The 26,448-nt window shown below is 72.1% G+C and carries 29 protein-coding genes and 1 riboswitch; of the genes, 26 read left to right on the forward strand and 3 right to left on the reverse strand.

Annotation, left to right across the window (positions count from 1 at the left end; translation table 11 throughout):
• Position 1 precedes the first annotated feature (1 nt).
• The gene (locus tag AB0G32_RS16700; protein ID WP_361163192.1) at positions 2–859 is read right to left on the reverse strand and encodes an SAM-dependent methyltransferase; all 858 of its coding nucleotides are present in this window, start codon (positions 857–859) and stop codon (positions 2–4) included.
• A gap of 605 nt (positions 860–1,464) precedes the next feature.
• Between AB0G32_RS16700 and AB0G32_RS16705 the strand changes: the two genes are divergently transcribed.
• From AB0G32_RS16705 to AB0G32_RS16785, 17 genes are all read left to right on the forward strand, one after another.
• Positions 1,465–2,061 carry a hypothetical protein gene (locus tag AB0G32_RS16705; RefSeq protein ID WP_361163194.1) on the forward strand — a complete coding sequence of 199 codons (597 nt, stop codon included), beginning with the start codon at positions 1,465–1,467 and terminating at the stop codon, positions 2,059–2,061.
• A gap of 199 nt (positions 2,062–2,260) precedes the next feature.
• On the forward strand, positions 2,261–2,680 hold the full coding sequence (gene rpsP, locus AB0G32_RS16710) for a 30S ribosomal protein S16 (protein WP_361163196.1): 420 nt from the start codon (positions 2,261–2,263) through the stop codon (positions 2,678–2,680).
• A gap of 2 nt (positions 2,681–2,682) precedes the next feature.
• Positions 2,683–2,922 (forward strand): RNA-binding protein, encoded by a 240-nt coding sequence (locus tag AB0G32_RS16715; protein WP_031100565.1) that lies wholly within the window; start codon positions 2,683–2,685, stop codon positions 2,920–2,922.
• 190 nt (positions 2,923–3,112) lie between these two features.
• A complete protein-coding gene (rimM, locus tag AB0G32_RS16720; protein ID WP_361163198.1) occupies positions 3,113–3,667 on the forward strand; it encodes a ribosome maturation factor RimM in 555 nt (184 codons plus the stop codon).
• Positions 3,667–4,500: a tRNA (guanosine(37)-N1)-methyltransferase TrmD gene (gene trmD, locus AB0G32_RS16725; RefSeq protein ID WP_361163200.1), complete on the forward strand. Its 834-nt coding sequence runs from the start codon at positions 3,667–3,669 to the stop codon at positions 4,498–4,500. Before rimM ends, trmD begins: the two co-directional genes overlap by 1 nt.
• 137 nt (positions 4,501–4,637) lie before the next feature.
• Complete coding sequence (rplS, locus tag AB0G32_RS16730) at positions 4,638–4,988, forward strand: 50S ribosomal protein L19 (RefSeq protein WP_350833003.1); 351 nt, start codon at positions 4,638–4,640, stop codon at positions 4,986–4,988.
• Positions 4,989–5,050: 62 nt separating this feature from the next.
• Positions 5,051–5,767, forward strand: coding sequence for a signal peptidase I (gene lepB, locus AB0G32_RS16735; RefSeq protein WP_361163203.1), 717 nt, complete (start codon positions 5,051–5,053; stop codon positions 5,765–5,767).
• The gene (lepB, locus tag AB0G32_RS16740; RefSeq protein WP_361163205.1) at positions 5,760–6,851 is read left to right on the forward strand and encodes a signal peptidase I; all 1,092 of its coding nucleotides are present in this window, start codon (positions 5,760–5,762) and stop codon (positions 6,849–6,851) included. The genes lepB (AB0G32_RS16735) and lepB (AB0G32_RS16740) overlap by 8 nt, the downstream gene beginning before the upstream one ends.
• Complete coding sequence (gene lepB / locus AB0G32_RS16745; RefSeq protein ID WP_361163207.1) at positions 6,739–7,755, forward strand: signal peptidase I; 1,017 nt, start codon at positions 6,739–6,741, stop codon at positions 7,753–7,755. The genes lepB (AB0G32_RS16740) and lepB (AB0G32_RS16745) overlap by 113 nt, the downstream gene beginning before the upstream one ends.
• Before the next feature lie 91 nt (positions 7,756–7,846).
• Positions 7,847–8,617 (forward strand): signal peptidase I, encoded by a 771-nt coding sequence (gene lepB, locus AB0G32_RS16750; RefSeq protein ID WP_361163209.1) that lies wholly within the window; start codon positions 7,847–7,849, stop codon positions 8,615–8,617.
• Positions 8,607–9,158 (forward strand): NUDIX hydrolase, encoded by a 552-nt coding sequence (locus AB0G32_RS16755; protein WP_361163211.1) that lies wholly within the window; start codon positions 8,607–8,609, stop codon positions 9,156–9,158. The genes lepB (AB0G32_RS16750) and AB0G32_RS16755 overlap by 11 nt, the downstream gene beginning before the upstream one ends.
• 56 nt (positions 9,159–9,214) lie before the next feature.
• The gene (locus AB0G32_RS16760; protein ID WP_003965949.1) at positions 9,215–9,523 is read left to right on the forward strand and encodes a DUF2469 domain-containing protein; all 309 of its coding nucleotides are present in this window, start codon (positions 9,215–9,217) and stop codon (positions 9,521–9,523) included.
• A gap of 128 nt (positions 9,524–9,651) precedes the next feature.
• Positions 9,652–10,014 carry a YraN family protein gene (locus AB0G32_RS16765; RefSeq protein ID WP_361163213.1) on the forward strand — a complete coding sequence of 121 codons (363 nt, stop codon included), beginning with the start codon at positions 9,652–9,654 and terminating at the stop codon, positions 10,012–10,014.
• On the forward strand, positions 10,014–11,633 hold the full coding sequence (locus AB0G32_RS16770; RefSeq protein WP_361163215.1) for a YifB family Mg chelatase-like AAA ATPase: 1,620 nt from the start codon (positions 10,014–10,016) through the stop codon (positions 11,631–11,633). The genes AB0G32_RS16765 and AB0G32_RS16770 overlap by 1 nt, the downstream gene beginning before the upstream one ends.
• Positions 11,630–12,814 (forward strand): DNA-processing protein DprA, encoded by a 1,185-nt coding sequence (gene dprA / locus AB0G32_RS16775; protein WP_361163217.1) that lies wholly within the window; start codon positions 11,630–11,632, stop codon positions 12,812–12,814. Before AB0G32_RS16770 ends, dprA begins: the two co-directional genes overlap by 4 nt.
• Before the next feature lie 284 nt (positions 12,815–13,098).
• On the forward strand, positions 13,099–13,941 hold the full coding sequence (whiG, locus tag AB0G32_RS16780; RefSeq protein WP_361163219.1) for an RNA polymerase sigma factor WhiG: 843 nt from the start codon (positions 13,099–13,101) through the stop codon (positions 13,939–13,941).
• A gap of 118 nt (positions 13,942–14,059) precedes the next feature.
• Positions 14,060–14,617, forward strand: a complete 558-nt coding sequence (locus AB0G32_RS16785; protein ID WP_361163221.1) for a helix-turn-helix domain-containing protein — start codon at positions 14,060–14,062, stop codon at positions 14,615–14,617.
• 355 nt (positions 14,618–14,972) lie between these two features.
• On the opposite strand, the gene AB0G32_RS16790 is transcribed toward AB0G32_RS16785, so the two are convergent.
• Positions 14,973–15,590, reverse strand: a complete 618-nt coding sequence (locus AB0G32_RS16790; RefSeq protein ID WP_361163223.1) for a peptidoglycan DD-metalloendopeptidase family protein — start codon at positions 15,588–15,590, stop codon at positions 14,973–14,975.
• A 272-nt stretch (positions 15,591–15,862) separates the two neighbouring features.
• Between AB0G32_RS16790 and rpsB the strand changes: the two genes are divergently transcribed.
• The 9 genes from rpsB to AB0G32_RS16835 all read left to right on the forward strand — a co-directional run bounded on the left by rpsB (position 15,863) and on the right by AB0G32_RS16835 (position 25,621).
• The gene (gene rpsB, locus AB0G32_RS16795) at positions 15,863–16,810 is read left to right on the forward strand and encodes a 30S ribosomal protein S2 (protein ID WP_361163225.1); all 948 of its coding nucleotides are present in this window, start codon (positions 15,863–15,865) and stop codon (positions 16,808–16,810) included.
• 95 nt (positions 16,811–16,905) lie between these two features.
• Positions 16,906–17,742 carry a translation elongation factor Ts gene (tsf, locus tag AB0G32_RS16800; protein WP_361163227.1) on the forward strand — a complete coding sequence of 279 codons (837 nt, stop codon included), beginning with the start codon at positions 16,906–16,908 and terminating at the stop codon, positions 17,740–17,742.
• Between the two features lie 176 nt (positions 17,743–17,918).
• Complete coding sequence (gene pyrH, locus AB0G32_RS16805) at positions 17,919–18,680, forward strand: UMP kinase (protein WP_361163229.1); 762 nt, start codon at positions 17,919–17,921, stop codon at positions 18,678–18,680.
• A gap of 128 nt (positions 18,681–18,808) precedes the next feature.
• Positions 18,809–19,366, forward strand: a complete 558-nt coding sequence (gene frr, locus AB0G32_RS16810; protein WP_361163231.1) for a ribosome recycling factor — start codon at positions 18,809–18,811, stop codon at positions 19,364–19,366.
• Positions 19,366–20,478, forward strand: a complete 1,113-nt coding sequence (locus tag AB0G32_RS16815; protein WP_361163233.1) for a phosphatidate cytidylyltransferase — start codon at positions 19,366–19,368, stop codon at positions 20,476–20,478. Before frr ends, AB0G32_RS16815 begins: the two co-directional genes overlap by 1 nt.
• Before the next feature lie 80 nt (positions 20,479–20,558).
• Positions 20,559–21,665 carry a 23S rRNA (adenine(2503)-C(2))-methyltransferase RlmN gene (rlmN, locus tag AB0G32_RS16820; protein ID WP_361163235.1) on the forward strand — a complete coding sequence of 369 codons (1,107 nt, stop codon included), beginning with the start codon at positions 20,559–20,561 and terminating at the stop codon, positions 21,663–21,665.
• 26 nt (positions 21,666–21,691) lie between these two features.
• Positions 21,692–21,797, forward strand: a riboswitch (TPP riboswitch).
• A gap of 76 nt (positions 21,798–21,873) precedes the next feature.
• Entirely contained in the window at positions 21,874–22,956 is a 1,083-nt protein-coding gene (locus AB0G32_RS16825) for a thiamine ABC transporter substrate-binding protein (protein WP_361163237.1), read from the forward strand.
• A gap of 38 nt (positions 22,957–22,994) precedes the next feature.
• Positions 22,995–24,593, forward strand: coding sequence for an iron ABC transporter permease (locus AB0G32_RS16830; RefSeq protein ID WP_361163432.1), 1,599 nt, complete (start codon positions 22,995–22,997; stop codon positions 24,591–24,593).
• 2 nt (positions 24,594–24,595) lie between these two features.
• The gene (locus tag AB0G32_RS16835) at positions 24,596–25,621 is read left to right on the forward strand and encodes an ABC transporter ATP-binding protein (RefSeq protein WP_361163239.1); all 1,026 of its coding nucleotides are present in this window, start codon (positions 24,596–24,598) and stop codon (positions 25,619–25,621) included.
• Positions 25,622–25,725: 104 nt separating this feature from the next.
• Here the strand turns inward: AB0G32_RS16835 and AB0G32_RS16840 are convergent, their stop codons facing one another.
• Complete coding sequence (locus AB0G32_RS16840; protein WP_361163433.1) at positions 25,726–26,427, reverse strand: LAETG motif-containing sortase-dependent surface protein; 702 nt, start codon at positions 26,425–26,427, stop codon at positions 25,726–25,728.
• Positions 26,428–26,448: the final 21 nt, after the last annotated feature.

The raw sequence follows: 26,448 nt of genomic DNA on the forward strand, positions 1-26,448 counted from the left end.
CTCAGGGGACGCGGGCGATCAGGTACCTGAAGACGTTCGGCATCCACACCGTGCCGTCCGCCCGCTGGTGCGGATGGAGCGCCTCCTTGACCTCCTTGTCCACCTGCGCCTGGTCGGTCGCGCCGATCGCCGCGTCGAACAGGCCGGTCGACAGCAGGCCGCGCAGCGCGCTGTCGGCGTCGGCGTACCCGAAGGGGCAGGCCACCCGGCCCGAGCCGTCCGGGACCAGGCCGGCCCGCTGGGCGACCTCCTCCAGGTCGTCCCGGCGGGCGGGCCGCCAGCCGCCCGGACTGCGCAGCGGCTCCGCGAGCTTGGTGGCGACCCGCAGCACGGACGAGGTGGCGCAGCGCTCCGGCGGCCCCCAGCCGGCCAGCACCACGGACGCCCCGCGCTCGGCGAGCGGGGCCGCCTCCGCGAGCAGTCCGACCAGGTCCTCCGCGTCGCCCGCGAGGCAGCCGATGGGTTCGAACGCCGTCACCAGGCCGAACGCCGGTACGCGCGCGTGCCGCACGTCCCGGGGCGAGCCGTCGACCAGGTGGGCGCCGCCGGGGGCCGGCGCCGCCCACGCCCGCGGCAGCAGCCGGTCGCGCGCGAGGGCCAGCCGCTCGGCCCGGCCGGCGTCCACACCGGTGACCGCCGCACCCCGGGAGGCGGCCATCAGCAGGGCCAGTCCGGAGCCGCAGCCCAGGCCGAGCAGCCGGGTGCCGGACCCCACCGCCAGCCGCTCGTGGACGGCCTCGTAGAGCGGTACGAGCATCCGCTCCTGGATCTCGGACCAGTCACGCGCGCGTGCACGCAGGTCCACGCGGGGTTTCGGACCCGCGTGAGGCAGGTTCTGCCGCACGAGCGTAGGTGTCATAGGTAAGCGCCCCAATCGCCGAGAGTTGCCGCTGTGCCGAATCGCTTCGCATACAGGCCCCCGTGAGTTGCGCTCGCGCTCCCCCCGTATGCCAGGAAACTCCGGGCTCGCCGTGGCGTCCAGTGGTAGAGGGCCCCGGTTTGGCCCGATCCCCGGGAACATGGCGAGATTTCACATTCCGGTAACCGAAAGGCACCGCGGCGCGTCGACGGGACGATTCCGGTCAAGGTCCACGAGCGGCGACCGGCGGCCGGGCGGCGCACGGTGTCCGGCCGGCGGTCGGGGGCGGTGCCGAACGCCGGTGACGCACCAGGTAACTTGACCGTCATCGCCCGGGCATACTGAGGGACACCCCTCCGGCGCGAGGGCGGCCGAAAGGTCTCTTGCGCCCGCGCACACCCCACGCACCCCGGCACCTGGACGCGGCCTACCCGCCGGTGCGTACGGTGGGCTACGCACCACCTTGGTATGAGCTGTGAGGCTTCTCCGCAGATCAGCGCACCCGTCGTCGTCGTAACGCATCAACGGATACTGACGGGTACGAGCAAATTATTTGGGATGCCCCGGAATAGGAACACAGGGGCACCCCGGCTCGTTGCCATTACGTGAGCACGACACCACCTGTTCTCGCCGCAGAGCTGGCGCAGGCGTGGGCCGATATTCAGCGGCACCACCCCGAGCTGCCCGATCTTGCCGCGCCCGAGTCCCTGATCGGAGAGTCGTCGTCCGCCTGCGGGCACGAGCTCTCCTTCGAACGACTGCTCCATGAGGCAGTCCACGGCGTCGCCGCCGCGCGCGGCGTCCGCGACACATCCCGTGCCGGCCGTTACCACAACCGCAGATTCCTCGCGATCGCCGAGGAGCTGGGCCTGGACCATCCGGAGGAGCCGCACCCGAGCAGCGGTTTCTCCCTGGTCACGCTCACTCCCGACGCCAAGCGCCGCTACCGCCCGACGATCGAGCGCCTCCAGCGCGCACTGAAGGCGCACACGGCGGCGACCGCGACCGACTCCGTCCGTACCTTCCGCGGCCCGGCCGCCCGGCACGGCTCCTCCGGGGGCGGTGTGCGGGTCAAGGCGGTCTGCGACTGCGGGCGCAACGTACGGGTCGTCCCGTCCGTCCTCGCCCAGGCCCCGATCGTCTGCGGCGGCTGCGGCAAGCCGTTCCGGATCCCGGAGGTGGTGGGCGCCGCGGCGGGTTGAGAACGCCGGGTGCTTCCGGCCGTCCCCCCGTGGCCGGAAGCGCCCCGCCGGGTGTGGCACAATGGCTAGCTGTACTCGACAGCCGCACAGGACCCCTCTCTCCTCCGGCTGACGCGTCCGTCGGGCACTCGGGTACCGCAACCCCACGCGGCATCTCCGCCGTGCCCAACCCACGTCAATTCCAGGAGAACCCACTCCCGTGGCAGTCAAGATCAAGCTGAAGCGTCTGGGCAAGATCCGTTCGCCTCACTACCGCATCGTCGTCGCCGACTCCCGTACCCGCCGTGACGGCCGGGCCATCGAGGAGATCGGCAAGTACCACCCGACGTACAACCCGTCGGTGATGGAGGTCGACGCCGAGCGTGTGGCGTACTGGCTCGGTGTCGGCGCCCAGCCGACCGAGCCCGTGCTCGCCATCCTCAAGAAGACCGGCGACTGGCAGAAGTTCAAGGGCGAGCCCGCCCCGGCTCCGCTGCTGGTGGCCGCCGAGAAGCCGGCCCGTCCGTCCTTCGAGGCGTTCGGTGGCGAGGACGACGGCAAGGGTGAGGCCATCACCCAGAAGAAGAAGGCCGACAAGAAGGACGAGGCTGCCGCCGAGTCCGCCTCGTCCGAGGCCTGAGCATGCTCGAGGAGGCTCTCGAGCACCTCGTGAAGGGCATCGTCGACAACCCTGACGATGTGCAGGTCGCCTCGCGCGACCTGCGCCGCGGACGGGTGCTCGAGGTCCGGGTGCACCCCGACGACCTCGGCAAGGTGATCGGCCGCAACGGCCGCACCGCACGCGCCCTGCGCACCGTCGTGGGCGCCATCGGCGGCCGCGGCATCCGTGTCGACCTCGTCGACGTGGACCACGTCCGCTGACGTCGCGCAACGCAGCACCGGCTCGGGCCGGGGAAGGCCGCTCATCGGCCGTCCCCGGCCCGCAGTCGTATGCGCGAAAGCCGTCACCGCGGTGGTGGTCCTGGTACGGCCCCGGCCCCTGGCCGCACGCCGCCGCAGTCGTCCCGAGCCGCCCCCGGCTCGCCGCAGTTCCGACAGGAGATCAAGCACCGTGCAGCTGGTAGTCGCTCGCATCGGCCGCGCCCACGGCATCAAGGGCGAGGTCACCGTGGAGGTCCGCACCGACGAACCGGAGCTGCGGCTCGCGCCCGGCGCCGTGCTGGCCACCGACCCCGCCGCCACCGGGCCGCTCACCATCGCCACCGGCCGCGTGCACAGCGGCCGGCTCCTGCTGCGCTTCGAGGGCGTCACCGACCGCACCGGCGCCGAGGCGTTGCGCAACACCCTCCTGATCGCCGAGGTCGACCCCGCCGAGCTGCCCGAGGAGGAGGACGAGTACTACGACCACCAGCTGATGGACCTCGACGTGGTCCTCACCGACGGCACCGGGGTCGGCCGGATCACCGAGATCTCCCACCTGCCGACCCAGGACCTGTTCGTGGTGGAGCGGCCGGACGGCAGCGAGGTGTACGTGCCGTTCGTCTCCGAGATCGTCACCGAGATCGACCTGGAGCAGCAGCGGGCCGTCATCGATCCGCCGCCCGGCCTGATCGACGACCGGGCCGAGATCGCCTCGTCGCGCGACGCGTCCGCGCAGGAGTCGTGATGAGGCTCGACGTCGTCACGATCTTCCCCGAGTACCTGGAACCGCTGAACGTCTCCCTGGTCGGCAAGGCACGCGCGCGCGGCCAGCTCGACGTCCATGTGCACGACCTGCGCGCCTGGACGTACGACCGGCACAACACCGTCGACGACACCCCCTACGGTGGCGGTCCCGGCATGGTGATGAAGACCGGGCCCTGGGGCGACGCCCTGGACACCGTGCTCGCCGACGGCTACGAGACCGGCTCCCGCGCGCCCGCCCTGATCGTGCCCACGCCCAGCGGCCGGCCCTTCACCCAGGAACTCGCCGTCCACCTCTCCGAGCGCCCCTGGCTGGTCTTCACCCCCGCCCGCTACGAGGGCATCGACCGCCGCGTCATCGACGAGTACGCGACCCGGATGGACGTCTACGAGGTGTCCATCGGCGACTACGTGCTGGCCGGCGGCGAGGCGGCCGTCCTGGTCGTCACCGAGGCGGTGGCCCGGCTGCTGCCCGGGGTGCTGGGGAACGCCGAGTCGCACCAGGACGACTCCTTCGCGCCCGGCGCGATGGCGAACCTCCTGGAAGGCCCCGTGTACACCAAGCCGCCGGACTGGCGCGGCCGGGAGATCCCGGACGTGCTGCTCAGCGGCCACCACGGGAAGATCGCCCGCTGGCGCCGCGACGAGGCGCTGAAGCGCACCACCGCCCACCGGCCCGACCTGATCGAGGCCGCCGACCCCGAGGGCTTCGACAAGAAGGACCGGGAGATGCTCTCCATCCTGGGCTGGGAACCGGACCCGGCCGGGGAGCCGTACGGCCGATTTTGGCGCAAGGCGCCCGGCGTGGAAGAATAGGCGGCTGTTGTGCGCCCGACCGGCGTGCGCCCCTGCCACAGGGGGAGACGACGCCCGCCCGGCTCGCACGGCACTCACTCATCGAAATACCTAGTTTCCGCTGATGACCTGTGGCATCAGCGAGGAAAGCAGACGAAATGTCCCACCTGCTCGACACCGTCGACGCCGCGTCGCTGCGCACCGACATCCCGGCCTTCCGCCCGGGCGACACGGTCAACGTGCACGTCCGCGTCATCGAGGGCAACCGCTCCCGTGTGCAGCAGTTCAAGGGCGTCGTGATCCGCCGCCAGGGTTCCGGCGTGCGCGAGACCTTCACGGTCCGCAAGGTCTCCTTCTCCGTCGGCGTCGAGCGCACCTTCCCGGTGCACACCCCGATCGTCGAGAAGATCGAACTGGTCACCCGCGGTGACGTCCGTCGCGCCAAGCTGTACTACCTGCGCGAGCTGCGCGGCAAGGCCGCGAAGATCAAGGAGAAGCGCGACAGCTGAGCGCGCTGACGAGGGCCTTGCCTGACAGGGCTCTTACCGGAGCCGGATAACATCTGGCCCCGATGGACACCGAAGCACAGCCGACGGAGCGCGACCGCTCCTCCCACCCCTGCGAACCCGGGCACCGCCCGGACGCGGCGGCCCGGGAGGGACGGTCGCGTTCCGCGTATCCGGCCACCGTCGCCGGCTGGGTGCCCGGCGGACGGATCACCCTGACCCTGCTGGTCTGCCTGGTGTTCCTGCTGCTGCTCTCCGCCTTCGTGCTCCAGCCGTTCCGCATTCCCAGCGGTTCCATGGAGCGCGGATTGAGGATCGGCGACCGCGTTCTCGTAAACAAGTTGGCGTACCGTTTCGGTGCCGGGCCGCAGCGGGGCGACATCGTGGTGTTCGACGGCACCGGGACCTTCGGCACCGGTGACTACATCAAACGGGTCGTGGGCGTGGGAGGGGACCACGTGGTCTGCTGCGACGAGAAGGGGAGGGTCCAGGTGAACGGCCGGTCGGTCGACGAGTCGGCCTTCCTGTACCCCGGGAACAGCCCCTCCACGGTCCGCTTCGACGTCGAGGTGCCGGACGGCACCCTCTTCGTCCTCGGCGACCACCGCGCGAACTCCAGCGACTCCCGCGACCACCTCGGCTCACCCGGCGGCGGCATGGTCCCGGTGGACGACGTGATCGGCCGCGCCGACTGGATCGTCTGGCCCTTCGGCCACCTCACCGGCTTCGACCGGCCCGGTGCCTACGCCCGGGTACCCGACGGCGAGCACGCGGATGGGTAGCCGCGGCAAGCCCCGCGGGGCGCCCAGCAGCCCCGCCGAGGACCTGCTGCCGACCGGCTCCCGGCGACCGGCCGGCCGGTCCGGCGGCGGCCGCAGCCGGGCCGAGCGGCGCAAGCTCCAGCGCAAGGTCAAGCGGCGCCGCCGGCGCGGCGCCGTCAAGGAGATACCGCTCCTGGTCGGGGTCGCCGTGGTGATAGCGCTGGTGCTGAAGACATTCCTGGTGCAGGCCTTCGTGATCCCGTCGGGCTCGATGGAGCAGACCATCCGGATCGGCGACCGGGTACTGGTGGACAAGCTGACCCCCTGGTTCGGCTCCGAGCCCGAGCGCGGGGACGTGGTGGTCTTCCGCGACCCCGGCGGCTGGCTCCAGGACGAGCAGACCAGTACGAAGGACGACCCCGTTGTCGTCAAGCAGGTCAAGGAGGCCCTGGTCTTCATCGGCCTGCTGCCGTCCGACGACGAGAAGGACCTGATCAAACGGGTCGTCGGAGTCGGCGGCGACCGGGTCAAGTGCTGCGACACCCAGGGCCGGATCACGGTCAACGGCGTGCCCCTGGAGGAGGACGACTACCTCTATCCCGGCAACACCCCGTCCGACACCCGGTTCGACGTGACCGTCCCCGAGGGCCGGCTGTGGGTGATGGGCGACCACCGGGCCAACTCCGCCGACTCCCGCTACCACCAGGACACCGACTCCGGCACGGTCTCCGTGGACGAGGTGGTCGGCCGGGCCATGGTGATCGCCTGGCCGTTCGGGCACTGGAGCACCCTGGAGGAGCCGAAGACCTTCGCCTCCGTGGCCGACGCGGGCGCCGGAACGACCGCCGCCCCCGCCCGGTCGCATAGTGTGGCCCCCGAAGATTCGAACGAGATGATCCAGCTCCCGAGCCCTGCGGAACTCCCGCTCGTTATGGGAGTGGTGGGCCTGCACCGCGCGCGGGGCAGGCGGCGGCACGGAGTAAGGAGTTGGCGTGGGGGATGTGGCGGTGGGCGCACGGTCCGGACACGGTGGCGAGGAGGACCGCGGGCGCCCCGTGGATGCGGCCCCCCCGACGGCGGACGGTGCCCCGGACCCCCGGAGTGACGCCGGGCCGGACCCGGACGGCGGCGCGGTGACGGACGGCCCGGGCGGTCCGCACGGCCCGAACGGGATCGGTGGCCGGCGGCCGGGCGGCGAGTCGCCCCCGCCCGCCAAACCGGCCAGGAAACAGCGCTCCTTCTGGAAGGAGCTGCCCATCCTGATCGTCATCGCGCTGGTGCTCGCGCTGGTGATCAAGACGTTCCTGGTGCAGGCCTTCTCGATCCCCTCCGCGTCGATGCAGAACACCCTCACCATGGGTGACCGGGTGCTGGTCGACAAGCTCACGCCCTGGTTCGGCTCCGAGCCCGAGCGCGGCGAGGTCGTCGTCTTCCACGACCCGGCCGACTGGCTGGCCGGCGAGCCGGTGGCCGAGCCGAACGCCCTCCAGACGGTCCTCAGCTGGGTCGGCCTGATGCCGTCCGCGGAGGAGAAGGACCTGATCAAGCGGGTCGTCGGCGTCGGCGGCGACACCGTCGAGTGCAACGGGACCGGCCCGCTCAAGGTCAACGGCACGGCGCTGGACGAGTCGTCGTACGTCTACGCCGGCAACACCCCGTGCAGCGTCGACGACCAGGGCGGCCAGTTCAAGGTCAAGGTGCCCGAGGGCTACCTCTGGGTGATGGGCGACCACCGGCAGAACTCGCGGGACTCCCGGTACAACGCGTCCGACAAGAACAACGGCATGGTCCCGGTGGACGAGGTCATCGGGCGCGCCATCGTCGTCGCCTGGCCGGTCAACCACTGGAGCACGCTGCCGGTGCCGGACACCTTCGACCAGAGCGCGCTGAACGACCAGTCGTCGGCGGCCGGTGCCCTGTCGGTGGCACCCCAGGGCCTGGCCCTCGCCGGGGCCGTGCCGTTCGTCCTGTGGCGGCGTCGGCGGGCGCACGTCGGCGGGACGCGCTGAGGGACACCCGCTCCCGGGGATCCACGGGGCCGGCTCCACGGGGGCTGCCGGGGCTGACCTCCCCGGGTACCGCCGGGTAGGGTGCGGATCCATGGGTGGCGAGAGCACGACAGGTACGGCCCCGCGCGGGGGCGCCACGACCACGAGCCCGGCGGGCGGCCGGACCGGGCAGAGACTGTCCGGACTGGCCGTCGCGCTGGGTCTGGTGCTGTTCCTCGGCGGGTTCGGCTGGGCAGCGGTGGTCTACCGGCCGTACACCGTGCCCACCGACTCGATGACCCCGACCATCGGCGTCGGCGACCGGATACTGGCGCAGCGCGTCGACGGCAGCGAGGTGCGCCGCGGCGACGTGGTCGTCTTCAAGGACGCGGCCTGGGCCAACGCCCCCATGGTCAAGCGGGTGGTCGCGGTCGGCGGCGACACCGTCTCCTGCTGCCAGGACGGCAAGCTGAAGGTCAACGGCAAGGAGATTGCCGAGCCGTACCTGCCGGCCGGAACGGCGGCCGAGAGCAGCCACTTCGCCGGTGTCACCGTCCCCGCGGGACGCCTGTTCCTGCTCGGCGACGAACGCCGCACCTCACTGGACTCCACCGCCCACCTGACCGACGCGGCCGGCGGCACCGTGGCCCGCTCCGCCGTGGACGCCCGGGTGGACGCCGTGGTCTGGCCGCTGGACGGCATGCTGCCCCGTCCGACCGGCTTCGCCGAACTCGGCGCCCTGTCCGAACCAGGGCCGCTGCGCCTCGTCATGTGGGCGGTGACCGGCGGGGTGGTGCTGATCCTCGCCGGGGCCGCGTACGGGCCGGTGGCCAAGCGGGCGGCCCGCTCCCGGGCCCGGACGGGGCCGGCCGATGCCGGCTGAGGCGGGCCCCGCGGCCGAGGGCCCGGGCCTGCCGGTGCCCGCCCCGGACACCTACACCGGCGGCCTGCGCAAGGTGGCCCGGATCGTGCTCCTCGACCCCGCGGACCGGATCCTGCTGCTGCACGGCCACGAGCCGGACGATCCCGCCGACGACTGGTGGTTCACCCCGGGCGGCGGCGTCGAGGGCGACGAGACCCGCGAGCAGGCCGCCCGCAGGGAACTCGCCGAGGAGACCGGCATCACCGAGGTCGACCTCGGACCGGTGCTGTGGCGGCGCCGCTGCTCCTTCCCGTTCGCCGGCCGCCGCTGGGACCAGGACGAGTGGTACTACCTGGCCCGCACCACCCAGACGGCGACCGCCGCCACCGCACTGACCGAGCTGGAGCGGCGCAGCGTGGCCGGAGCACGCTGGTGGACGTGCCGGGAACTGGACCGGGCCCATGAGACGGTGTATCCGACCAGACTCGCCGAGCTGCTGCGCACGCTGCTCGACGAGGGTCCACCGGCCGGGCCGGTGACCCTTGACACCGAAATCGTCTAGCGGCTCACGGACCTGGCGCACAATGGTGGGATCGCACGGCTGAAGGGGAACATGCCATGAGCGCCGAGGACCTCGAGAAATACGAGACCGAGATGGAGCTGAAGCTCTATCGGGAGTATCGAGACGTCGTCGGTCTGTTCAAATACGTGATCGAGACCGAGCGGCGCTTCTACCTGACCAACGACTACGAGATGCAGGTGCACTCGGTCCAGGGCGAGGTGTTCTTCGAGGTGTCCATGGCGGACGCCTGGGTGTGGGACATGTACCGGCCGGCCCGCTTCGTAAAGCAGGTCCGGGTTCTCACGTTCAAGGACGTGAACATCGAGGAGCTGAACAAGAGCGACCTGGAGCTGCCGGGCGGGTGACGCACCCGGTCCGCGCCCCGCGATACACCCGCAGGGGTGATGGAGTTTTCCACAACCGGTGAGTAACCCACCATGATCAACATGGTCGGCCGGTCCGGGTGACCGTTGGCACCGGAGGTGGTGCCGACATGAACGCACGCAGTGCGATGGGCAGGTACGGCGAGACGCTCGCCGCCCGCAGGCTGGCCGAGGCCGGCATGGAGGTCGTGGAGCGCAACTGGCGCTGCGGCCGGACCGGAGAGATCGACATCGTGGCCCGGGACGGGGACGTCCTGGTGGTCTGCGAGGTGAAGACCCGCAGGGCCGGCTCCTTCGAGCACCCGATGGCCGCGGTGACCCCGGAGAAGTCGCAGCGGCTGCGCGACCTGGCCCAGAGCTGGATCCAGTCGCACGGCGGGGCACCGCCCGGCGGCGTCCGCATCGACCTGGTGGGTGTGCTGCTGCCACGCCGCGGCGCGCCCGTCGTCGAGCACGCGCGGGGGGTGGCGTGATGGCGTTCGCCCGTACCTGCTCGGTGGCCCTGGCCGGAGTCGACGGCGTGGTCGTCGAGGTCCAGGCCGACCTGGAACCCGGCGTCGCGGCCTTCACCCTGGTGGGGCTGCCCGACAAGAGCCTGACGGAGAGCCGGGACCGGGTCAGGGCCGCGGTGGTCAACTCCGGCGTCCAGTGGCCGCAGAAGAAACTCACCGTGGGGCTCAGCCCGGCCTCCGTGCCCAAGAGCGGCAGCGGATTCGACATCGCGGTGGCGGCGGCCGTCCTCGGCGCCGCGGAGCGGATCGACCCCCGGGTGCTCGCCGACATCGTCATGATCGGGGAGCTGGGTCTTGACGGCCGGATCCGGCCGGTACGCGGCATCCTCCCGGCGGTGCTGGCCGCCGCGGACGCCGGGTACGAACAGGTGGTGGTGCCCGAGAGCGCCGCCGCCGAGGCGTCCCTGGTGCCCGGCGTCTCCGTGCTCGGGGTGCGCAGCCTGCGCCAGCTGATCGCCGTGCTCGCCGACGAACCCGTGCCGGACGAGGAACCCGAGCAGCAGGGCCGGCCCGACCCCCTGCTGTCCGGACTGCGGGCGCCGGGCACCGGCCCGGCCACCGGGATGCACGGAGCCGGACCGGCCGACCAGGACCACGACCTCGCCGACGTGGTGGGCCAGCCGGCGGCGCGCACCGCCGTGGAGATCGCCGCGGCCGGCGGCCACCACCTGTTCCTGGAGGGCCCGCCCGGCGCCGGCAAGACGATGCTCGCCGAGCGGCTGCCCGCGATCCTGCCCCCGCTCACCCGCCAGGAGTCGCTGGAGGTGACGGCGGTGCACTCGGTGGCCGGCCTGCTGCCCATGAGCAGGCCGCTGATCGACACCGCCCCCTACTGCGCACCGCACCACTCCGCGACCATGCAGTCCCTGGTCGGCGGCGGCCCGGGCATCGCCCGGCCCGGCGCCGTGTCGCTCTCGCATCGAGGTGTGCTTTTTCTGGACGAAACCCCAGAATTCAGCAGCCAGGCCCTCGACGCGCTGCGCCAGCCGCTGGAGAGCGGGCACGTCGTCATCGCGCGCAGCGCCGGCGTCGTGCGCTTCCCCGCCCGGTTCCTGATGGTGCTCGCCGCCAACCCCTGTCCCTGCGGGCGCTTCTCGCTCAAGGACCAGTTCTGCGAGTGCCCGCCCTCGGTGATCCGCCGCTACCAGGCCCGGCTGTCCGGACCGCTGCTGGACCGGGTCGACCTGCGGGTCGAGGTGGACCGCGTCACCCGCGCCGGGCTGGCCGCGTGCGGCACCCCCGGCGAGTCCACCGCCACGGTCGCCGACCGGGTGCGGTCGGCCAGGGAACGGGCCGCGGCCCGCCTCGCCGGCACCCCCTGGCGCACCAACAGCGAAGTCCCCGGACGCGAGCTGCGCCGCCGCTGGTACGCCGTGCCCGGCGCGCTCGACGAGGCGGAACACAGCCTGGACCGGGGCGCCCTCACCGCCCGCGGTCTCGACCGGGTGCTGCGGGTCGCCTGGACCGTGGCCGACCTGGTCGGACACGACCGGCCGGACGCCGGCGACGTGGCCCTGGCCCTGCAACTGCGCACCGGCGTGCCGCGCGGCACGCCCATGACGATCGGGGCGATGACGTGAGCGCGGACGAGGAGCGGGGCGGGGCGACCGGAGCAGAGTGGGGCGAGGAACTGCTCGACCGGGTCTTCCTCACCCGGGTCGTCGAACCCGGCGACGAGACCGGCGGACGCTGGGTGCGCGAACACGGAGTCCGGGAGGTGGCTCGGCGGCTGCGGACGGGCGGGCCGCTCCTGCCGGGCGTGACCGACCGGCGCTGGGCGGGACTGCGGGCCCGCGCCGAACGGGCCGACCCGCGCCGTGACCTGGACACCGCCGGGGCGGCGGGGGTGCGGTTCGTCGCGCCGGGGCAGGCCGAGTGGCCGGGGCAGCTCGACGACCTCGGGGACGCCCGGCCGCTGGGGCTGTGGGTGCGGGGCCGGCCCAGCCTGCGGATGTGGGCGCTGCGGTCCGTCGCCCTGGTCGGTGCCCGGGCCTGCACCGCGTACGGGGCGCACATGGCGGCCACCCTCGCCGCCGGCCTCGCCGAGCGCGGCTGGGTGGTGGTGTCCGGCGGGGCCTACGGCGTGGACGGCGCCGCCCACCGGGGCGCCCTCGGGGCCGGCGGGGCCACCGTCGCCGTGCTGGCCTGCGGCGTCGACCGGCCCTACCCGCGCGGCCACGCCGAGCTGATCAGAAGGATCGCCGAACAGGGACTGGTGGCCGGGGAACTGCCGCCCGGAGAGCACCCGACACCGAGCAGGTTCATCCTGCGCAACCGGGTGATCGCCGCGCTCACCCGGGGCACGGTCGTCGTCGAGGCCGCCCACCGCAGCGGCTCGCTCGTCACGGCCCGGGCGGCCGGGCGGCTGGGCCGGCACACCATGGGGGTGCCCGGGCCCGCCACCAGCGCCCTGTCCGCCGGTGTCCACGAGCTGCTGCGCGGCGACGCCGTCCTCGTCACCGACGCCGCCGAGGTCGTCGAGCTGGTCGGTGACATGGGCGAGCTGGCCCCAGACCGGCGCGGCCCGGTGCTCCCCACCGACCTGCTGGAGCCCGGCGCCCGGCAGGTACTGGCGGCGCTCCCGGCCCGCGGGAGTGCGGCGCCCGCCGGGATCGCGCGCCGCGCCCAGACCTCGCAGGACGACGCGATCGCGAGACTGTACGAGCTTCGAGCACTCGGTTACGTCGAACGACACGACGACGGCTGGAAGTTGACACGCCAGGCGATGATCTCCGCCCGGGCCGCTCGCGACCCGTGCTGACCGAGCGTGTTCGGCCGTCCGGGGGAACCCCTACGCCCTTGGGAATTCCCGTAGTTGAGGTATTCGAGTGATCACGCTGTGCGATCACGATGTATCGGGAGAGCGTCAAGCGGAACGTATCTGCGCACCGTCGGGGGCGCTCTCTTCGCGCACCGCGACAGCTCAGTCACGCTACGCTCACGAAGACTTCCCTGTAGACCCCCACGCAGACAGGCGCCATCCAGACAGCGGACCGACAGTCCGCAGACGGCACCAGAACACGGCAGAACGGCACAAGGCGACGAATGCCCCAGCACACCTCCGGGCCCGGACGGGCGGCGGTCCCCCCAGCCGCCCGCGACGGTGGCAGCGTGCGGCCGCCCGCCCCCTCGACGCTCGACGAGCTGTGGCGGTCGTACAAGACGACGGGGGACGAACGGCTGCGGGAACAGCTGATCCTGCACTACTCGCCCCTGGTGAAGTACGTGGCGGGCCGGGTGAGCGTGGGCCTGCCGCCCAACGTCGAGCAGGCGGACTTCGTGTCGTCCGGGGTGTTCGGGCTGATCGACGCGATCGAGAAGTTCGACCTGGGCCGGGAGATCAAGTTCGAGACGTACGCGATCACCCGGATCCGGGGCGCGATGATCGACGAGCTGCGGGCGCTGGACTGGATCCCGCGGTCGGTGCGGCAGAAGGCACGGAACGTGGAGCGGGCCTACGCCACGCTGGAGGCCCGGCTGCGGCGGACCCCCTCCGAGGGGGAGGTGGCCGACGAGATGGGTATCGCGGTCGAGGAACTGCACTCGGTCTTCAGCCAGTTGTCGCTGGCCAACGTGGTGGCGCTGGAGGAGCTGCTGCACGTCGGCGGGGAGGGCGGGGACCGGCTCAGCCTCATGGACACGCTGGAGGACACCGCCGCCGACAATCCGGTGGAGGTGGCCGAGGACCGGGAACTGCGCCGGTTCCTGGCGCGGGCGATCAACACGCTCCCGGAGCGCGAGAAGACCGTCGTCACGCTCTACTACTACGAGGGACTCACCCTCGCCGAGATCGGCAATGTGCTGGGGGTCACCGAGAGCCGGGTCAGCCAGATCCACACCAAATCGGTGTTGCAACTGCGCGCGAAACTGGCTGGATTCGGGCGTTGACCCGGCCGGTTCCGCCGCGACCGGCCGGGGCGCCGCTCGGCCGGACGGGGGCGGCGTCTCCCGTCCGGGGCGGTGCGTCCGTAAAGTGGTTGACGTGCCAAGGATTCGAGCGGCCTCTGTGGCCGAGCACCGGTCGATGCAGCGTGCCGCCCTGCTGGACGCGGCACGCTCCCTGCTGTCCGAGGGCGGGACGGAGGCGCTGACCTTCCCCGCCCTCGCCGAGCGGACGGGTCTCGCGCGGTCCTCCGTGTACGAGTACTTCCGGTCGCGGGCCGCGGTCGTGGAGGAGCTGTGCGCGGTCGACTTCCCGGTCTGGGCGGCCGAGGTGGAGGCCGCGATGGCCGCCGTCGAGCGCCCGGACGCCAAGGTCGAGGCCTATGTGCGCAAGCAACTGGAACTGGTCGGTGACCGGCGCCACCGGGCCGTGGTCGCGATCTCGGCCAGCGAGCTGGACGCCGGGGCCCGGGAGAAGATCCGGGCGGCGCACGGCGGACTGGTCGCGATGATCGTCGAGGCGCTCGGCGAGATGGGGCACGGGGAGCCGCGGCTCGCGGCGATGCTGCTCCAGGGCGTGGTCGACGCGTCGGTGCGGCGGATCGAGCTGGGCGCGGCGGAGGATCCGACGGTGATCACGGACGCGGCGGTGTCGATGGTGCTGCGGGGTGTGCGGGGCTGACGGGCTCCGGGGGCGGGCCGGGGCGGGCCAGGGCGGGGGCGGGCCAGGGCGGGGCGGGCCGGATGCGGCCCGGTACCACCCGCGCCGCCGCCTGTGCTGCCACCCGCGTCGCCTGTGCCGCCCCCTGTGCCGCCTGTGCTGTCTCCTGTGGGCGGTGGTGACACCCGCGTCGGCTTCCCTTCCACCACTCCACCGCCCTGCGGCCATGAACCCGCCCGGTACCGACTGGATCACCGTCGCGGCGTACGAGAACCTGCCGGACCGCTCGGACCTGACCTGCGGGATCGGCTCCGGCGGGCCCTGGCACGGCTGGTTCGGCGTACGGGTGCGGGCACCGGTGCCCGCCCGGCGCGGGTCAGGGCGGCGGTACGCCCAGCACCGGCAGCAGCCGGGGCGGGGGGCCGTTCAGCAGCCACGGGGGCAGCAGGGACAGTGGGTTCAGGTAGGTGCCGGCGCGGCGCAGGCCCCAGTGCAGGCAGCCGGCCGGGCAGTGGGCGCCCGGTGTCTCCACCGTGCCGACCGGGTCGCCGGCCGCCACCTCGTCGCCCTTGGCCACCGAGGCCCGTACCGGTTCGTAGGTCGTGCGCAGCGGTGGCGTGCCGGTGCCCGGCAGTTCCACCGAGACGACGCCCCGGCCCGCCACCCGCCCGGCGAACGTCACCCGGCCCGCCGCCACCGCCCGTACCGCGGCGCCGGGCGCGGCCGCCAGGTCCACCCCGCGGTGGCCCGGCCCGTACGGCGTCGCCGGTGGCGACCAGCCCCGCAGCACGGCGGGCCGCCCGCCGGTCGGCCAGGTCCGGGCGACGGCCGGGACGACCACGGAGTCGGACGCCGCCGTGACCACCCCCGGTACCGCCGCCCGAGGACCCGGCAGGGACAGGAGAAGCACCGGCACCGGCCACAGCCACCGCCACCACACCCGCGCAGGCATCCGTCGCGGCAGCCCGCGCGGCATCCGTCGTCTCGCTCGCATGCCAGAACCGTCCCCGGAACGGCCGGTCACCGCCGGGGCCTGTGGACTACTCACCGGTTGTGGACAGCGGCGTCACCCGGTACTCCCCGGGTCCCGTACACTTCTGGTGGCGACCCGGGTCACCGGGTCGACTTCGCACGCCCCGGCACGAGACAGCACCAAGCCTCGTGTCAGCGCCCCTCGGTCCTCAGTGGCACGGCGCACAGCGGGCGTCAGGCGCGGAAGCCGTCCGGCATCCGCGGCACAACCGAGAACTTCAAGGAGATACGGCCATGGCCGTCGTCACGATGCGGGAGCTGCTGGAAAGCGGCGTCCACTTCGGTCACCAGACCCGTCGCTGGAACCCGAAGATGAAGCGCTTCATCTTCACCGAGCGCAACGGCATCTACATCATCGACCTGCTCCAGTCGCTGTCGTACATCGATCGCGCCTACGAGTTCGTCAAGGAGACCGTCGCCCACGGCGGCACGGTCATGTTCGTCGGCACGAAGAAGCAGGCGCAGGAGGCCATCGCCGAGCAGGCCACCCGCGTCGGCATGCCCTACGTCAACCAGCGCTGGCTGGGCGGCATGCTCACCAACTTCTCGACCGTCTACAAGCGCCTCCAGCGCCTCAAGGAGCTCGAGCAGATCGACTTCGAGGACGTCGCCGCGTCCGGTCTGACCAAGAAGGAGCTTCTCGTGCTCTCGCGCGAGAAGGCCAAGCTGGAGAAGACCCTCGGCGGTATCCGCGAGATGTCCAAGGTGCCCAGCGCCGTCTGGATCGTGGACACCAAGAAGGAGCACATCGCGGTCGGTGAGGCCCGGAAGCTCAACATTCCGGTCGTCGCCATCCTCGACACCAACTGCGACCCCGACGAGGTCGACTACAAGATCCCCGGCAACGACGACGCGATCCGCTCCGTCACGCTGCTCACCCGGGTGATCGCCGACGCGGTCGCCGAGGGCCTCATCTCCCGCTCCGGTGTCGCCACCGAGGGCAAGGGCGACAAGGCCGCGGGCGAGCCGCTGGCCGCGTGGGAGCGCGACCTGCTCGAGGGCGAGAAGAAGGCCGAGGAGGCGCCCGCCGCCGACGCCGAGAAGCCGGCCGAGGCCGCTGCCGAGGCTCCGGCCGAAGAGGCGCCCGCCGCCGAGGAGGCCCCGGCCGCCGAGGCCCCCGCGGCCGAGGCCACCGAGGCTCCGGCCACCGAGGCCCCCGCCGCGGACGCCGAGCAGGCCTGACCCCTCACACCCTTCGGGTTCTGAACGGCGGGGGCCCACGAAGCCCCCGCCGTTCCGCCCGTAGATCTTCAGACTTCGAGAGAGATTCCTGAATCATGGCGAACTACACCGCCGCCGACGTCAAGAAGCTCCGTGAGCTCACGGGCGCCGGCATGATGGACTGCAAGAAGGCGCTGGACGAGGCCGAGGGCAGCGTCGACAAGGCCGTCGAGGCGCTCCGCATCAAGGGCCAGAAGGGCGTCGCCAAGCGCGAGGGCCGCTCCGCCGAGAACGGCGCGGTCGTCTCGATCATCGCCGACGACAACTCCTCCGGTGTCCTCGTCGAGCTGAAGTGCGAGACGGACTTCGTCGCCAAGGGTGACAAGTTCCAGGCCGTCGCCACCGCGATCGCCGAGCACGTCGCCAAGACCTCCCCGGCCGACCTGGAGGCGCTGCTCGCCTCCGAGATCGAGGCCGGCAAGACCGTCCAGGCGTACGTCGACGAGGCCAACGCCAACCTCGGCGAGAAGATCGTCCTGGACCGCTTCGCGCAGTTCACCGACGGCTACGTCACCGCCTACATGCACCGCACGATGCCCGACCTGCCCCCGCAGATCGGTGTCCTCGTCGAGCTGGACAAGCCCAACGCCGAGATCGCCAAGGGTGTCGCCCAGCACATCGCCGCGTTCGCGCCGAAGTACCTCTCCAAGGACGACGTGCCGGCCGAGGTCGTCGAGTCCGAGCGGCGCATCGCCGAGGAGACCACCCGCGCCGAGGGCAAGCCCGAGGCCGCCCTGCCGAAGATCGTCGAGGGTCGCCTCAACGGTTTCTTCAAGGACGCCACGCTGCTCGGCCAGCCGTACGCGCTGGACAACAAGAAGTCGGTCCAGAAGGTCCTGGACGAGGCCGGTGTCAGCCTGAAGCGCTTCTCGCGCATCAAGGTCGGCATCTGAGTCCGCACCGCGACGGACGCCCGGCCCCGGTAGGGTCGGCAGCAGTCGTCCGCGCACCCGCGTGTGGCGGACGACCGCAGATCTGACGAGGAGGCCATTGCCGCGCAGGGATGAACCCACCCCCCGGCAATGGCCTCCTTCGTATGTGTGACCCACGTAAAAGAGGCGAGATCTCCATGACCACCACCAAGGCCGAGAAGAGCGATGACGGCAAAGTGAGCGGCCGGTTTCTGCTGAAGCTGTCCGGAGAGGCGTTCTCCGGCGGCGGGGGCCTGGGCGTCGACCCCGACGTGGTGCACGCCATCGCGCGCGAGATCGCGGCCGTCGTCCGGGACGGCGCGCAGATCGCGATCGTCATCGGCGGCGGGAACTTCTTCCGCGGCGCCGAACTCCAGGTGCGCGGCATGGACCGCGCCCGCTCCGACTACATGGGCATGCTCGGCACCGTGATGAACTGCCTCGCCCTCCAGGACTTCCTGGAGAAGGAGGGCGTCGACTGCCGGGTGCAGACCGCCATCACCATGGGCCAGGTCGCCGAGCCCTACATCCCGCTGCGCGCCGTGCGGCACCTGGAGAAGGGCCGCGTGGTCATCTTCGGCGCCGGCATGGGCATGCCGTACTTCTCCACCGACACCACCGCCGCCCAGCGCGCCCTGGAGATCGACGCCGAGGCGCTGCTCATGGGCAAGAACGGGGTGGACGGGGTCTACGACTCCGACCCGAAGACCAACCCGGACGCGGTCAAGTTCGACGCCCTCGGCTACGGCGAGGTCATCACCCGGGACCTGAAGGTCGCCGACGCCACGGCGGTCACGCTCTGCCGTGACAACAAGCTCCCGATCGTCGTCTTCGAACTCCTGAAGGCCGGCAATATCGCCCGGGCCGTCAAGGGTGAGAAGATCGGCACGCTCGTGGGCGACGGGTCCGACCGCAACTGACCCCCGGGCCGGGGGATGGACAATGTCCTGCCGGTCGGGAACCGTGCAGGAAGAAGACGCGACGCAGCCGGCCGCCGCCCCTACGAGGAACCGCAGCCGGGCCTACTCAAGACACGCAGGAGCAAGTGGTGATCGAAGAGAGCCTCCTCGAAGCCGAGGAGAAGATGGAGAAGGCCGTCGTGGTCGCCAAGGAGGACTTCGCCGCGATCCGCACCGGGCGGGCGCACCCGGCGATGTTCAACAAGATCGTGGCCGACTACTACGGCGCGCCGACGCCGATCAACCAGCTGGCCTCGTTCTCCGTGCCCGAGCCGCGGATGGCCGTGGTCACGCCGTTCGACAAGACCGCCCTGCGCAACATCGAGCAGGCGATCCGCGACTCCGACCTGGGCGTCAACCCGAGCAACGACGGCAACATCATCCGCGTGGTGTTCCCGGAGCTGACCGAGGAGCGCCGCCGCGAGTACATCAAGGTGGCCAAGGCCAAGGGCGAGGACGCCAAGGTCTCCATCCGCTCGGTGCGCCGCAAGGCCAAGGACGCCATCGACAAGCTGGTCAAGGACGGCGAGGTCGGCGAGGACGAGGGCCGCCGCGCGGAGAAGGAGCTCGACGACACCACCGCGAAGTACGTCGCGCAGGTGGACGAACTCCTCAAGCACAAGGAAGCGGAGCTGCTCGAGGTCTGATGAACGACTCTTCCTGGGGGGCGCCGCCACAAGCCGGGTACTGGGGGCCGTCCGAGCAGGGACCTGTCCAGGGGGCTGCCCCGGCGGGTCCCGCCTACGATGCGCTGTACGCGCAGCAGACTCGCCCCATGCCCATCGTGCCCGACGACGTACCCGACTTCGGCGCAGACCAGGATGACGACCGGGGGGCCGGCCGGCAGGGCGGTCCCTCGTTCCGCGACCCGACCGCGCCGACCGCGCCGCAGAATCCGGAGCCCATGCCTGCCGCCCCGCAGCCGGCGCCCCCGCCGCAGAAGAAGAGCGCGGGGCGCGACCTGGGTGCGGCCATAGGGGTCGGGGTCGGGCTCGGCGCGGTGATCGTCGCGTCGCTGTTCTTCGTCAAGGCCGTCTTCGTGGGCGTCATCGTCGTCGCCGTCGTGGTCGGGCTGTGGGAGCTGACCAAGCGGCTGGACGAGCGCAAGGGCATCCACGCGCCGCTCGTGCCGCTCGCGGTCGGCGGCGCGGCGATGGTGATCGCCGGGTATGTGCGGGGCGCCGACGGCGCGTGGATCGCCATGGCGCTCACCGCGCTCGCCGTCCTTCTGTGGCGGATGACGCGGCCGCCGCAGGACTATCTGCGGGACGTCACGGCGGGTGTCTTCGCGGCGTTCTACGTGCCGTTCCTGGCCACGTTCGTCGCCATGATGCTCGCGGCCGACGACGGCCCGTGGCGGGTGCTGGTCTTCCTGATACTGACCGTCGTCAGCGACACCGGCGCCTACGCGGTCGGCTGGCGTTTCGGCCGGACCAAGCTCGCGCCGCGCATCAGCCCCGGCAAGACCCGCGAGGGCCTGGTCGGCGCGGTGACCTTCGCGATGGCGGCGGGCGCGCTGTGCACGCACTTCCTGATCGACGGCGGCGCCTGGTGGCAGGGCCTGCTCCTCGGCCTGGCCGTCGCGGTCAGCGCCACCCTGGGCGACCTCGGCGAGTCGATGATCAAGCGCGACCTCGGCATCAAGGACATGGGCACGCTGCTGCCGGGCCACGGCGGCATCATGGACCGGCTGGACTCCTTGCTGCCGACGGCTCCCGTGGCCTGGCTGCTGTTGGTGATCTTCGTCGGCTCGGGCTGACCTGCGGTTCGCGCACCGAGGGGCCCGTTGTCCACAGGGTGGCGGGCTCCTCTTCGTACGTCTGCGACACTGGACGGGCTATGCCTGCACCCGGAGAACTCACTTTCGTCGCCCCGCGCGGAGCCAAGAAGCCGCCGCGGCATCTCGCCGACCTCACGCCCGCCGAGCGCAAGGAGGCGGTCGCCGCGGCCGGTGAGAAGGCGTTCCGCGCCAAGCAGCTCTCGCAGCACTACTTCGCGCGGTACGCGCACGAACCGGAGCAGTGGACCGACATCCCGGCCGGTTCGCGGGAGAAGCTCCGCGAGGCGCTGCTGCCCGAGCTGATGACCGTCGTACGGCATCTGTCGACGGACGAGGGGACCACCCGCAAGACGCTGTGGCGGCTGTTCGACGGCACGCTCGTCGAGTCGGTGCTCATGCGCTACCCGGACCGGGTGACCATGTGCATCAGCTCGCAGGCGGGCTGCGGCATGAACTGCCCGTTCTGCGCCACCGGACAGGCCGGTCTTGACCGGAACCTGTCGACCGCCGAGATCGTGCACCAGATCGTGGACGGCATGCGGGCGCTCAGGGACGGAGAGGTTCCGGGAGGGCCGGCGCGGCTGAGCAACATCGTCTTCATGGGGATGGGCGAGCCGCTCGCCAACTACAACCGGGTGGTGGGCGCCATCCGGCGGCTGACCGACCCCGAGCCCGACGGTGTGGGCCTGTCGCAGCGGGGCATCACCGTGTCGACGGTCGGTCTGGTGCCGGCCATCCACCGCTTCTCCGACGAGGGCTTCAAGTGCCGGCTCGCCATCTCGCTGCACGCCCCCGACGACGAGCTGCGCGACACCCTGGTGCCGGTGAACACCCGGTGGAAGGTGCGCGAGGTGCTGGACGCCGGGTTCGAGTACTCCGCGCGGTCCGGACGCCGGCTGTCCATCGAGTACGCGCTGATCCGGGACATCAACGACCAGGCCTGGCGCGGTGACCGGCTCGGCCGGCTGCTCAAGGGCAAGCCGGTACACGTCAACCTCATCCCGCTGAACCCGACCCCGGGCTCGAAGTGGACCGCCTCGCGGCCCGCGGACGAGAAGGCGTTCGTCGAGGCCATCGCGGCGCACGGGGTGCCGGTGACGGTCCGGGACACGCGCGGGCAGGAGATCGACGGGGCGTGTGGCCAGCTCGCCGCCGGCGAGCGGTAACCTGACCGACGTAAGAACACATCTTAATATTCCGACAGGGGAGCGCCACAGCGCTGAGAGTGCGGCACCGGCCGCAGACCCTCCGAACCTGGCCCAGGTCATTCTGGGTAGGGAGATCGGTCATCACTCGAGCTGTTGCGCCCTGCCCGGGATCCGCGAGGAACCCGGGCAGGGCCGCGTCTTCTCCTGGACGTCCCAGGAGGAATCAGTGAGCATCACCAAGAAGAGCGTGGCCGCGGCGGCCGTCGGGCTGGGCCTGGTCGCGCTGTCCGCGTGCGGGTCGTCGGCCGGCGACGAGGCGGGCGGGGACAGCAAGACCGTGACGCTCGTCAGCCATGACTCGTGGGCCGCGTCGAAGAGCGTCATCGCCGCGTTCGAGAAGGAGTCCGGGTACCAGGTCAAGGTCCTGGAGGACGGCGACGCCGGGCAGGCCGTCAACAAGGCGATCCTGACCAAGGACAACCCGCAGGGCGACGTCTTCTTCGGCGTCGACAACACGCTGCTCTCCCGCGCCCTCGACAACGGGCTGTTCCAGCCGTACGAGGCGAACGGCCTGGACCGGGTCGACGAGCAGTACCAGCTGGACGCCGGCCGGCACCGGGTCACGCCGGTCGACTACGGCGACATCTGCGTCAACTACGACAAGGCGTACTTCAGCGAGCACGGGATCGATCCGCCGGCCTCCTTCGCCGACCTGGTCAAGCCCGCGTACAAGGACCTGCTCGTCACCGAGAACGCCGGTACGTCGTCGCCGGGGCTCGGGTTCCTGCTCGGGACCGCCGCCGCGTACGGGGACGACGGCTGGGCGGCGTACTGGAAGAAGCTCCGGGCCAACGGCGTCAAGGTGGTCGACGGGTGGGAGCAGGCGTACAACGAGGAGTTCTCCGGGTCGGCCGGTGGGAAGAAGGCCGGCGGGGACCGGCCGCTGGTCGTGTCCTACGCCTCCTCGCCGCCGGTCGAGGTGGTCTACGCCGACCCGCAGCCCAAGACCGCGCCCACCGGCGTCGCGACCGGCACCTGCTTCCGGCAGACCGAGTTCGCGGGGCTGCTGAGCAACGCGAAGAACCCCGAGGGCGGCAAGGCGTTCCTCGACTTCCTGCTCAGCGAGAAGTTCCAGGAGGACATGCCGCTCAACATGTTCGTCAACCCGGTTGTCGGTGACGCGAAGCTGCCCGCTGTCTACACGGACAACATGCCGGACGTCACCGACCCCGAGACCATGGCACCGGCGAAGATCGCCGCCAACCGGGACGACTGGGTCAAGTCGTGGACCTCGCTCGTACTGCAGTGAGGGCCGCGCGCCGGGGGAGCGCCGCGCGGCTCGGGCTGATGGCCATGCCGGTGGCGTTCTTCGCCGTCTTCTTCGCCTGGCCGGTGGCCGCGATCGTGGCGCGCGGGCTGAAGGACGACGGCGGCTGGCACCTCGGCCGGATCGCCGAGGTGGTCGCCGCCTCGGACGTCCGGCACGTGCTGTGGTTCACCACCTGGCAGGCGCTGGCCTCCACCGCGCTCACCCTGCTGGTCGCGCTGCCGGGCGCGTACGTCTTCGCCCGGCTGGACTTCCCCGGCAAGCAGGCGCTGCGGGCCGTGGTCACGGTGCCGTTCGTGCTGCCGACCGTCGTGGTCGGTACGGCGTTCCTGGCGCTGGTCGGGCGCGGCGGGCTGCTCGACGACCTGTGGGGCGTCCGGCTGGACACCACCGTGTGGGCGATCCTGCTGGCGCATGTCTTCTTCAACTACGCCGTCGTGATCCGTACCGTCGGCGGGCTGTGGGCGCAGCTCGACCCGCGGCAGGAGGAGGCCGCCCGGATGCTCGGGGCGTCACCGTTCGCCGCCTGGCGGCGGGTCACGCTGCCGGCGCTGGCGCCCGCCGTGGCCGCCGCCGCGCTGATGGTGTTCCTGTTCACCTTCACCTCCTTCGGTGTCGTGCAGATCCTCGGCGGGCCCGCCTTCGCCACCCTGGAGGTGGAGATCTACCGGCAGACCTCGCAGCTGTTCGACCTGTCCACGGCGGCCGTGCTGACCCTGGTCCAGTTCGGCGCGGTCGCCGCGATCCTCGCCGTGCACGCCTGGACGGTACGGCGGCGGGAGACGGCGCTGCGGCTGGTGGACGCCTCGACGACCGCGCGCCGGCCGCGCGGGGCCGGGCAGTGGGGGCTGCTGGCCGGGGTGCTGGCCACCGTCGCCGTACTGGTCCTGCTGCCGCTGGCGGTGCTGGTGCGGCGGTCGCTCGACGGCGGCTTCGGCTACTACCGGGCGCTCACCCACGAGGACGGCGGCACCTTCCTCGTGCCGCCGATCGACGCCATCGGCAACTCGCTCGAGTACGCCGTCGCCGCCACCGCGATCGCCATGGTGATCGGCGGGCTCGCGGCCACCGCGCTGACCCGGCGGGACGCGGGCCGTCTGGTCCGCGGCTTCGACGCGCTGCTGATGCTGCCGCTCGGGGTGTCGGCGGTGACGGTCGGGTTCGGGTTCCTGATCGCGCTGGACGAACCGCCACTGGACCTGCGCTCCTCGTGGCTCCTGGTCCCGCTGGCACAGGCGCTGGTCGGGGTGCCGTTCGTGGTGCGGACCATGCTGCCGGTGCTGCGGGCGGTGGACGGGCGGCTGCGGGAGGCGGCGGCGGTGCTCGGGGCGTCGCCCTGGCGGGTGTGGCGGGAGGTGGACCTGCCGATGGTGCGGCGGGCGCTGCTGGTCGCGGCCGGGTTCGCGTTCGCGGTGTCGCTCGGGGAGTTCGGCGCGACGGTGTTCATCGCGCGGCCCGACAGTCCGACGCTGCCGGTGGCCGTGGCCCGGCTGCTGGGCCGCCCCGGCGACCTGAACTACGGCCAGGCGATGGCCCTTTCGACGATTCTGATGCTGGTGTGCGCGGTGGCCCTGCTGGTGCTGGAGCGGCTGCGGACCGACCGGAGCGGGGAGTTCTGAGCATGCTGAGCCTGCGCGAGGTGACCGTCCGCTTCGGCGGGCGGGCCGTACTGGACGCCGTCGACCTGGAGGTGGCCGAGCACGAGGTGGTGTGTGTGCTCGGGCCCAGCGGCAGCGGCAAGTCGACGCTGCTGCGGGTGGTCGCCGGGCTCCAGGTGCCGGCCGCCGGGCGGGTGCTGCTCGACGGGCGGGACCAGAGCGGCGTACCCGCGCACCGGCGCGAGGTCGGCCTGATGTTCCAGGACCACCAGTTGTTCCCGCAGCGGGACGTGGCCGGGAACGTCGCCTTCGGACCCCGGATGCGGGGTGCCGCGCGCGCCGAACAGCAGGAGCGGGTCGCGGAGCTGCTGGCGCTGGTCGGGCTGCCGGACGCCGGGCGGCGGTCGGTGGCCGCGCTGTCCGGCGGTGAGCAGCAGCGTGTCGCGCTGGCCCGGGCGCTGGCGGCCCGGCCCCGGCTGCTGATGCTGGACGAGCCGCTCGGCCAGCTCGACCGCTCGCTGCGGGAGCGGCTGGTGGTGGAACTGCGGGAGCTGTTCGGCCGGTTGGGCACCACGGTGCTGGCGGTGACGCACGACCAGGGTGAGGCGTTCGCGCTGGCCGACCGGGTGGTGGTGATGCGGGACGGGCGGATCGCCCAGCAGGGCACGCCGCTTCAGGTGTGGCAGCGGCCCGCCGACGCGTTCGTCGCCCGGTTCCTCGGCTTCGACAACGTCGTCGGGGCGACCGTCGCCGGGACGGCCGCCGACACCCCCTGGGGCAAGGTGCCGGTGCCCGAGGGCAGCGCGCAGGGCGGCCGGCCGGTACTGGTCCGCCCGGCCGGTGTCCGGCTGGTCGCCGCCGACGCGGGGCTGCCCTGTACGGTCACCGCCCGCACCTTCAAGGGCACCCATGTCGCCGTGCGCCTCCAGCCGGAGGGGGACGCGGAGACGCCCCGGCTGGAGGCGGCCTGCGCGCTGCGGGCCGCGCCCGAGGTCGGGCAGCGGGTCGGGGTCGAGTTCGACGTGGCGGAGATCATCGTGCTCGGGTGACCGTCCGCTCGCGGCCGGACACGGCGAAGTCCGGCTGACATGACGGTGGCCCGTCCCCCGCAGCAGGTGCGGGGGACGGGCCACCACCAGGAAATGACGTGACGTCAGCTCTCGGCCTTCGCGCCACGGCGGCGCATGCCGAAGAACACCGCGCCACCGCCGACCACGACCAGGGCGGCCGCGATCCCGGCGATCATGCCGGTGTTGGAGTCGGCGCCGGTCTCGGCGAGGTTCGAGTCACCGGCCGCGGGCGACGGCGCGTTGCTCGCGGTGTCCGCCGCCGGAACGGTGGACTCGCTCTCCGAGGCCGCCGGCGTCGACGGAGCCGGGGTCTCGGACTCCTCCTCGGCCGGGGTCGAGGACGAGTCGGACGGCGTCGGAGTCGGGGACTCCTCCTCCTCGCCGCCGCCGCAGGCGGTGGCCGGCGTGACGAGGCTCGGCTTGATGTCCTCGTCGACGTACGGCGCGGCCTTGACGTGGACGCGGTACTCCGCGCTCGGCTTCCAGTCCTCGGCGAAGGTGATGGTCTCGCCGTTCTTGGAGCCCTTCACCTCCTGCTCGCCGACCTTCTCCTCGCCGCCGTCGGTCTGGCGGAAGACGGTGACGATCGCCTTGACACCGGCGGAGTCCACATCGGTGACGGTGATGACGCCCTTGGTGCCGTCGCACGTGGCGGCGGCGCTGAACTCGCCGATGTTGCAGGCGAGCGCGTTGCCGGCGGCGCCGACGGCCAGGGCGACCGCGGCGGTCGCCACACCGAGGGCACGAACGCTACGGCGGGACGCCGCACTTCTGAGTATGGGCAGGGGCACGTTGGTCCTTTACCG

This window comes from Streptomyces sp. NPDC023723, assembly GCF_040639815.1.
GTDB lineage: Bacteria > Actinomycetota > Actinomycetes > Streptomycetales > Streptomycetaceae > Streptomyces.

Coding starts and splice junctions, on each gene's coding strand:
- AB0G32_RS16700 (WP_361163192.1), bottom strand. CDS start 859: ATGACACCTACGCTCGTGCGGCAGAACCTGCCTCACGCGGGTCCGAAA.
- AB0G32_RS16715 (WP_031100565.1), top strand. CDS start 2,683: ATGCTCGAGGAGGCTCTCGAGCACCTCGTGAAGGGCATCGTCGACAAC.
- trmD (WP_361163200.1), top strand. CDS start 3,667: ATGAGGCTCGACGTCGTCACGATCTTCCCCGAGTACCTGGAACCGCTG.
- rplS (WP_350833003.1), top strand. CDS start 4,638: ATGTCCCACCTGCTCGACACCGTCGACGCCGCGTCGCTGCGCACCGAC.
- lepB (WP_361163203.1), top strand. CDS start 5,051: ATGGACACCGAAGCACAGCCGACGGAGCGCGACCGCTCCTCCCACCCC.
- lepB (WP_361163205.1), top strand. CDS start 5,760: ATGGGTAGCCGCGGCAAGCCCCGCGGGGCGCCCAGCAGCCCCGCCGAG.
- lepB (WP_361163209.1), top strand. CDS start 7,847: ATGGGTGGCGAGAGCACGACAGGTACGGCCCCGCGCGGGGGCGCCACG.
- AB0G32_RS16755 (WP_361163211.1), top strand. CDS start 8,607: ATGCCGGCTGAGGCGGGCCCCGCGGCCGAGGGCCCGGGCCTGCCGGTG.
- AB0G32_RS16760 (WP_003965949.1), top strand. CDS start 9,215: ATGAGCGCCGAGGACCTCGAGAAATACGAGACCGAGATGGAGCTGAAG.
- AB0G32_RS16765 (WP_361163213.1), top strand. CDS start 9,652: ATGAACGCACGCAGTGCGATGGGCAGGTACGGCGAGACGCTCGCCGCC.
- AB0G32_RS16770 (WP_361163215.1), top strand. CDS start 10,014: ATGGCGTTCGCCCGTACCTGCTCGGTGGCCCTGGCCGGAGTCGACGGC.
- whiG (WP_361163219.1), top strand. CDS start 13,099: ATGCCCCAGCACACCTCCGGGCCCGGACGGGCGGCGGTCCCCCCAGCC.
- AB0G32_RS16790 (WP_361163223.1), bottom strand. CDS start 15,590: ATGCGAGCGAGACGACGGATGCCGCGCGGGCTGCCGCGACGGATGCCT.
- rpsB (WP_361163225.1), top strand. CDS start 15,863: ATGGCCGTCGTCACGATGCGGGAGCTGCTGGAAAGCGGCGTCCACTTC.
- tsf (WP_361163227.1), top strand. CDS start 16,906: ATGGCGAACTACACCGCCGCCGACGTCAAGAAGCTCCGTGAGCTCACG.
- pyrH (WP_361163229.1), top strand. CDS start 17,919: ATGACCACCACCAAGGCCGAGAAGAGCGATGACGGCAAAGTGAGCGGC.
- AB0G32_RS16815 (WP_361163233.1), top strand. CDS start 19,366: ATGAACGACTCTTCCTGGGGGGCGCCGCCACAAGCCGGGTACTGGGGG.
- rlmN (WP_361163235.1), top strand. CDS start 20,559: ATGCCTGCACCCGGAGAACTCACTTTCGTCGCCCCGCGCGGAGCCAAG.
- AB0G32_RS16830 (WP_361163432.1), top strand. CDS start 22,995: ATGGCCATGCCGGTGGCGTTCTTCGCCGTCTTCTTCGCCTGGCCGGTG.
- AB0G32_RS16835 (WP_361163239.1), top strand. CDS start 24,596: ATGCTGAGCCTGCGCGAGGTGACCGTCCGCTTCGGCGGGCGGGCCGTA.